The 7,567-nt window shown below is 43.3% G+C and carries 6 protein-coding genes; 5 read left to right on the forward strand and 1 reads right to left on the reverse strand.

The features are described 5' to 3' along the window. The coding region (rsmI, locus tag ACYTXL_RS09985) for a 16S rRNA (cytidine(1402)-2'-O)-methyltransferase (protein ID WP_461924592.1) at positions 1 to 843 on the reverse strand (843 nt) is incomplete at its 3' end. A gap of 119 nt (positions 844 to 962) precedes the next feature. On the opposite strand from rsmI, the gene ACYTXL_RS09990 reads away from it, so the two are divergent. From ACYTXL_RS09990 to ACYTXL_RS10010, 5 genes are all read left to right on the forward strand, one after another. Beyond that, positions 963 to 1,973 (forward strand): sugar kinase, encoded by a 1,011-nt coding sequence (locus ACYTXL_RS09990; protein WP_461924593.1) that lies wholly within the window; start codon positions 963 to 965, stop codon positions 1,971 to 1,973. A 403-nt stretch (positions 1,974 to 2,376) separates the two neighbouring features. Beyond that, complete coding sequence (locus tag ACYTXL_RS09995; protein WP_461924594.1) at positions 2,377 to 3,237, forward strand: 3'(2'),5'-bisphosphate nucleotidase CysQ family protein; 861 nt, start codon at positions 2,377 to 2,379, stop codon at positions 3,235 to 3,237. 49 nt (positions 3,238 to 3,286) lie between these two features. Continuing rightward, complete coding sequence (locus ACYTXL_RS10000) at positions 3,287 to 4,672, forward strand: RNA-guided endonuclease InsQ/TnpB family protein (RefSeq protein ID WP_461924595.1); 1,386 nt, start codon at positions 3,287 to 3,289, stop codon at positions 4,670 to 4,672. Between the two features lie 654 nt (positions 4,673 to 5,326). Beyond that, positions 5,327 to 6,403 (forward strand): alpha/beta hydrolase, encoded by a 1,077-nt coding sequence (locus ACYTXL_RS10005; protein ID WP_461924596.1) that lies wholly within the window; start codon positions 5,327 to 5,329, stop codon positions 6,401 to 6,403. Between the two features lie 441 nt (positions 6,404 to 6,844). Beyond that, positions 6,845 to 7,564, forward strand: a complete 720-nt coding sequence (locus ACYTXL_RS10010; protein WP_461924597.1) for a hypothetical protein — start codon at positions 6,845 to 6,847, stop codon at positions 7,562 to 7,564. The last annotated feature ends 3 nt before the right edge of the window (positions 7,565 to 7,567 follow it).

Here is a 7,567-nt window from a genome sequence, read left to right on the forward strand (position 1 = left end):
GACTATAGAAAGAGCTAGTTGATAGAGTTGGCGACGGGGAAGGAAAGTCGCTTTTGCTAACTGACGGCTAGCTTGCGATCGCGATATTCCCTGAGTAATTAACTGTTTCAATTCGGCTTTCAATTCCTCTTGTGTGAGTTGGGGCTGACTGGGAGGAATTCCTGCCACGACTAATGTATATTCACCTTGGGGTTCTCGTTGGCTGTAGTGAGCGATCGCTTCGGCAATTGTCCCCCGCCAAAATTCCTCATACAATTTAGTTAACTCCCGTCCTAGCACAATTTGGCGATCGCTTCCCCAAACCTCTGCTAAATCTTGCAAAGTATCTCGCAAGCGGTGGGGCGATTCGTAGAAAATCAATGTGCGAGATTCTGTTTGCAGAGATTCTAAATGTTCTTGTCTCTGTTGACTTTTCGCGGGGAGAAAGCCTTCAAAGACAAACCGATCCGTTGGTAGTCCAGCTGCACTCAAAGCAGTAATTGCAGCACTAGCGCCAGGAATGGGAACTACCGGAATTCCCACCTCAATACAGGCTTTCACCAGTTCATATCCGGGATCGGAAATTCCTGGCATTCCCGCATCACTCACCAGAGCGATCGCTTTATTGTTAACTAAATGCTCTAATAATTCGGGGATGCGGCTGGTACGATTGTGTTCGTGGTAACTTACCTGGGGTGTTTTAACTTGAAAATGTTGTAGTAGTTTCCCTGTGTGACGGGTGTCTTCCGCAGCAATGATATCCACAGTCTGCAAAATTCGCACCGCCCGAAAGGTTATATCTTCCAGATTGCCAATTGGTGTGCCGACAACGTAAAGTGTTCCTGGTTTTGGATCGGTTTGCATGAGGGAAAGTTAGGAGTTAGGAGCAGAGACGCGATTAATCGCGTCTGTACAGGAGTTTGGAGAGACGCGATTAATCGCGTCTGTTAAAAATAATAATTTATGCACCTATGCGAACATATATGACAAATGATAATCTAAAATCCAAAATTCAAAATCGTTCGATGGTTCCTGAGCTTTGTCGTACCACTTCGTGGAAGCAAGCTACGCGTAGCGTCCCGCAGGGAAGGACTGAGCGTTCGCCTAGCGTCTCGGAGAGGAGCCGAAGTCCAAAATCGGATCATGGGTTATTTGTAGGTTTAGTAACCTTAGATTTGATTTACCTTGCTGACTCTGCCCCGAAGAATAATCAGAAGATTGTTGCTACTGACTATACTGTAGCGGCAGGAGGCCCAGCTACAAACGCAGCTGTGACTTTCAATTATTTAGGTAATCAAGCTACAGTCTTAGGTGTGGTGGGTTCTCACCCCATGACGCAGCTAATTCGCGGTGATTTAGCAAATTACAAAATTGCGATCGCAGACCTTGAGCCTAGCACTGATTTAGCACCGCCTGTATCCTCAATCATTGTCACTCAAGCCACGGGTGAGCGAGCTGTGGTTTCGATCAATGCTGTCAAAACTCAAGCCAGCAGCGCATCTATCCCGCCAGATATTTTGCAAAATGTCAATATAATACTGATTGATGGACATCAGATGGCGGTTAGTTATTCCATAGCCCAAATGGCTAAAGCCAAGAATATCCCAGTGGTAATTGATGGTGGTAGTTGGAAACCTGGATTTGAGCAAATTCTGCCGTTTGTAGATTATGCTATCTGTTCGGCTAATTTTTATCCCCCCAACTGCCAGACTAGAGAAGACGTTTTTACCTATCTGGGTGGATTTGAGATTGCTCACATCGCCATTACCCACGGACAAAAACCAATTGAATACTTGAGTTGTAGTAAAACTGGTATCGTAGATGTGCCGCAGATTCAAGCGGTTGATACGTTAGGGGCTGGAGATATTTTCCACGGTGCTTTCTGTGATTACATTTTAAACGAAAGTTTTATTGATGCACTGGCACTGGCAGCTAATATTGCTGCTGATTCCTGTAAATTTTTTGGCACCCGGCGCTGGATGGATTTAAAATAATTCGTAATAAGCTAATGTACTTTTAATTTGCATAACCAGGGCGGCCAAGATGCCCACCCCACAAGACTTTTACTTCCAGGTAATATGCAAGTTAAATGTCCAACAGCTTACTTCTCTACGAAAGGCTGCGCTCAGTACAAGTTCGTAATGACACTTGTTGACTCGCTAAGGCTACGCTAAGGAACATAGATTAAATAAAATGCAAAACCTTCATCATGTCTCTAACTTCCCTCTCCTTTCTAAGGAGAGGGATTGAGGGTGAGGTGTATCTTATTTAATTGTTATTCCTAACCTAATTCGTAATTAAAGACTTGCAATTGCGAATTAATAATTAGTTAAACTAAGTAAGCATCGGTGTGCGCCTCTAATCAGGTTATACATATTTTTAGATCAGGTCAAATTAATGAAAGACTTACAAGAAATATTAGCGATCGCTCGTGAGGTAGGTTGGGGTGCAGCAGATATACTGGGATCGTATTACCACGGCACCATAAAAGACCCTAACTTAGAAGTACAATATAAACAAAATGAGCCTGTCACCGTTGCCGATGTAGCTGTGAGTCAATATATTTTGCAGAGGCTACAAGCAGCTTTAGGTAACGAAGATTTTGCTTACATCAGTGAAGAAACTTACCAATCGCCAACTAGTGTAGCAGAGCCTTCCGCCCCTTGGGTATGGATAATTGACCCTTTGGATGGCACACGAGACTTTATTGAAAAAACTGGAGACTATGCTGTTCACATTGCTTTAGTCAAGGAAACCCGCCCAGTGTTGGCAGTGGTGGCAGTACCAGAGACAGAAAAGTTATATTACGCTACCAAAGGCGGGGGTACATTTGTCGAAACCCGTGATGGTTCTGTTCCTTTAAAAGTGTCGTCAGGTAAACGAGTTGAGGATTTAACCTTAGTCGTTAGTCGCTCTCACCGCAATCAACGCTTAGATTACTTACTACAAAAATTACCCTGTCAAAATCAGAAAGCTGTGGGTAGTGTAGGCTGCAAAATCGCCACCATTGTCGAGCAACAGGCAGATATCTACATTTCCCTTTCCGGTAAGTCTGCGCCCAAAGATTGGGATATAGCAGCCCCAGAACTGATTTTAACAGAAGCTGGTGGTAAATTTACCCACTTTGACGGCACTCTGTTGCACTATAATACTGGTGATATCAATCAATGGGGAGGTTTGCTGGCTAGTAACGGTGAATATCACGAGGTGCTGTGTGAGGAAGCAGAAAGGATTTTAGCGCAGTTTGACCATAGCTAATGGGGCATTTATACCAATTCTCTGTAAACTTACACGCTCCGCGAAGGTAGTGAAAACATCTAGTTTCGTTACAGAAGTACCGTTAATAACAACATCTAAGGATACTCGTGTTCTTGCTGCCAGATTGGAAGCGGGAAGACAACTATATAATGCTGTATTGTCTGAAGGTAAAAAACGATTGCAGTTGGTCAGGGATTCTGAACTTTACCAACAAGCCAGACTCATGGATAAAAACGATAAAAAAGCCAAGTCTACAGCCTTCCAAAAAGCAAGGGAAGCATATCGTTTTAGTGATTATGATTTACAATCTTTTGCCAACAAAACGGCTATTGCAAGCGTCTGGATTAAGTTTCACCTTGACGCTAATACAATTCAAAAAATAGCCACTAGAGCTTTTAAGGCAATAGATCGAATGGCTTTCGGTAAGGCTAAAAAAGTTAGATTTAAACAAAAAGGTCAATTCGCATCCTTAGAAGGCAAAACCAACAAACAAGGCATTCGCTGGACTGGTAATGGTCTTGAATGGTCAAAATTAAAGCTATCTGGCATTATTACCAATGACCCGGTAATATTGCACGGTTTAAATTCAAAGGTTAAATATGTTCGCTTAGTGCGTCGTATTCTTAATCAAAAAAGCTATTGGTTTGCACAGCTAATTTGTGAGGGTGAACCCTATCAAAAACCTAAACATATTATCAGTGATGGTACTGTTGGTATTGATTTGGGTGTATCGACTGTTGCAATTGTTGGCGATGAAGAGACTATCTGGACTCCTTTCGCTGAGGAATTAACTTCTAAACAAAAGAAGATTAGACAATTACAGCGCAAGATGGATAGGCAGCGCCGCGCTAATAATCCTGATAATTTCAATCCCACAGGCACAGTTAAAAAAGGTTCAAAACGATGGAATAAATCTAATCGTTATAAAAAAACTGCTGCCAAAAAACGCGAGATAGAACGTAAACAAGCGGCTCAACGTAAATCATCTCATGGCAAGCTAGTTAATCAAACTTTGAAACTCGGTAAACATATCAAAACCGAGAAAGTTTCGGTCATTGCTTGGCAGAAAAACTGGGGTAAATCTATAGGGTTTAAATCACCCGCATCTTTCCAATCTGAACTGAAGCGCAAAGCTGAAAATGCTGGCGGTACAGTTCTAATGTTTTCGACTCACAAAACTGCACTCTCTCAAACTTGCCTGTGTGGTAATAAGCAGAAAAAATCATTATCTCAACGTGTTCATCATTGCTCTGTCTGTGGGCTAAAGATGCAACGTGATATCTTATCTGCTTACCTGAGCCGTTACATTGATCCAAAAACAGAAACTTTGTCAATCCAGCTAGCTAGAAATGGTTGGCTAGGGATGGAGAAATCCCTACTGGACGGTTGGCAAGATGGGTCAAATCAATCTGCGAGAATTGCGACTTTTTTCTAAGTCACCTATTAGCAATAATCGGTTAGAGCAGATGTTCAGTGATCTAATAGCTCGTGAGGAGTCGGATCCTGTGAGGGTAAACGAAACTCGCGTAGTGAGTTAGAACCCCCTGCCTTTAGGCATGGGGTATCTCAGTTAATAATTAATTCCTTGACTGATCTCTTTACTTTGCGTACTTTGCGTACTTTGCGGTTCGTTTAATAAATAGTAAATGCCTCTTCATGGAGAATTGGTATTAGGAGTTATAGGGGTGGATTTCTAATCTTGAGTTAAATTAATAGCCAAACAGCCAAAACAGAGCAAATACCACTTTGCTTAACTCTTTTGTATTCATAATTACATCTGCATTTAGCAATAGTTTATTCCGATTGAATAATTTAGGCATTACTGACTAATGCTAGAGGCAGGATTGCTTCTAGCTTTTTAAGATTAATACTGATGAGGTACTTTAAAAAGTTAAGTAAGTCTCTTCAATGCCATCCATAAGTAAGCTTAGTGCGATCTGAGCCTTTTGTATCAGACAGCCTAATGATGCAATGGTTCAGATGAGCTTGCCTGCGATGTCTACGAGGGGCTACGCCTACGCGTGGAATTGGATAGAAAAACTAGTCAGACTTAGTTGTACTTCTGCTATGGTGCTTTTTGGAGAAATTTGTGAATCATAAAATATCGAGAAGAGAGTTTGCCACGCTAGCAGGGTCAGGGCTGGCGGCGATCGCATTAGGTAGCCCACTTTTGGCAAAGTCAGCAGAGGCGGTGTCCATGCCTAACAAGCAAATGAAAGCCGTCCTAGATGAACTTAGCTCTTTTAACGCACCACCCATTGAGAAACTGTCGCCCATGAATGCTCGCAACACCCCGACTGTGGCAGATGCAGTTATGGGCGTGCTTGCCAAAGCTGGTAAACCTGCGGTGGAAATGGTTGGGGATGTCAACCATCAACTTATACCAGGACCGGGAGGTGATCTTCTAGCGCGTATTTATCTGCCAAAGGGAAAGGGACCTTTCCCCGTGTTGGTCTACTTCCACGGTGGCGGCTGGGTAATCGCCAATTTAGATACCTATGATTCATCGTGCCGCGCTTTAACTAATGCAGCTAACTGTATGGTTGTATCTGTCGCCTATCGCCAAGCCCCAGAACATAAGTTTCCGGCGGCGGCAGAAGATGCTTATGCTGCAACTCAATGGGTTATGGCGAATGCTGCCCGAATCAACGGCGATCCTAAGCGGGTTGCAGTCGGCGGCGAGAGCGCAGGTGGCAACTTGGCGGCTGTCACCTGCTTAATGGCACGTGATCGAGCTGGTAAGATGCCTGTGCATCAGATGCTAATCTACCCCGTTACCAATTACGCCTTTGACACACCCTCCTATCAAGAGAATGCCAACGCCAAGCCGCTCAATAAACCGATGATGATGTGGTTCTGGAGCCAATATCTAAACAGTGAGTCTGACGGGAGTAATCCCTATGCTTCACCACTGCGAGCAGAAAACCTGCGCGGTTTGCCACCTGCAACCGTGATTACGGCAGAAATTGACCCACTGCGTAGTGAAGGAGAAGCTTATGCCAAGCGGTTGCGTGAGGCGGGTTCCCCTGTAAAGGCAACTAACTATAACGGCGTGACTCATGAATTCTTTGGTACCGGAGCAGTGGTAGATAAGGCGAAGCAGGCGGTTGGGGAAGCGGCTGCTGGACTACGCTCTGGATTTATGAGTAATACTCCTAAAAATTAGCAGCGCAAGTAGCCATTGGATCAGATATCAAAAGAAAATGGTGCCTGCATAGCCACTTGCTTGACTTTGTGAACGGTAACTAATCCTAAATGGGATAGAAGCAAGGTAAACTTAACTTCTGTCCTTTCCATTTTTATGTTAAATAGCCATGTGTTTGAATGCACCGCTATGCACTTCTACCTGATTCCACAAAGAAGCGCTATAGTTTATTGAGATTCCATTTGCGGAACTCGCAGCAATTTAAATGTATTCTTCCTCTATACCCATAAAGTCTTGTAGATATCGTCAGTCTGCAATTCTTGACTCTAGATTTTCAATAAAATCAGGACTTACGCAAACAATAGCCGAAAAGAATGATTTTCACGTAGGGGCAATTCATGTAGCTTTAGCTGACCGCAGGGTATTGCCCCTACCGTGTGTACTTTTGCGTAAGTCCTAAAAATGTTACGACTTTATCATTTATTAATAGGTTCTATTGTGCTGGTGTCAATACCACTGGTAGGAAAATTTATTCTCCCCCAATTTTATCCACCCACAGTAGTAAAATCCTCTGCTGTTGCAAAACTTCCCAACCCTAATGAGGGAAATATCTGGCAGAAAATCCTGGGAAATGCTGCTGCTCCAACTAACTGGCAAGTCGCTGCTTGTAAGGGAAATGCACCTTTATTGTGTGTTTCTTCCAAAGGGGAACTTTTGGGTACAGTTGAGATTAACATTTATCCACTAGCAAAGAATGAGGATTTCCAAAAGAAACTTCTAGCAGCTGGTATTCCAACTGGTTCCCAAGTGGACTACAAAAGTTATAAATACCAAACCCACGTATTATCAGCACTCAAGGCTTGGGTTGCAGATGACTACGCTGCTTTTCTGAAAGCTCGTCAGAGTGAATATGGAAAACAGATTCTTTTCTCAGCTTATCCACCGCAACCAGTACCTGTTGGTAAGCTTCAGGGAATCCGTTACGGGTTCACCGGACTCAACCAACAAGGGGGAGTACAAGAGCAACGTATCAGGTATGTTGCCTTTGGTGGTAGTAAAGTTTACGTAATGACCACTGGCTTTGCTCCAGGTACGCAAACAGGTAAGTTTGAGAAACTGGAAAACTTGGCTATTTTTCAACCTTATTTAGATGCGATCGCAGCAGATTTGCGTTTACCCTAATTG

This window comes from Nostoc sp. (assembly GCF_054880495.1).

What these genes read in the sequence shown, in the direction of transcription:
- ACYTXL_RS10010 (WP_461924597.1), top strand. Translation starts at nt 6,845, where the DNA reads ATGTTACGACTTTATCATTTATTAATAGGTTCTATTGTGCTGGTGTCA.
- ACYTXL_RS09995 (WP_461924594.1), top strand. Translation starts at nt 2,377, where the DNA reads ATGAAAGACTTACAAGAAATATTAGCGATCGCTCGTGAGGTAGGTTGG.
- ACYTXL_RS09990 (WP_461924593.1), top strand. Translation starts at nt 963, where the DNA reads ATGACAAATGATAATCTAAAATCCAAAATTCAAAATCGTTCGATGGTT.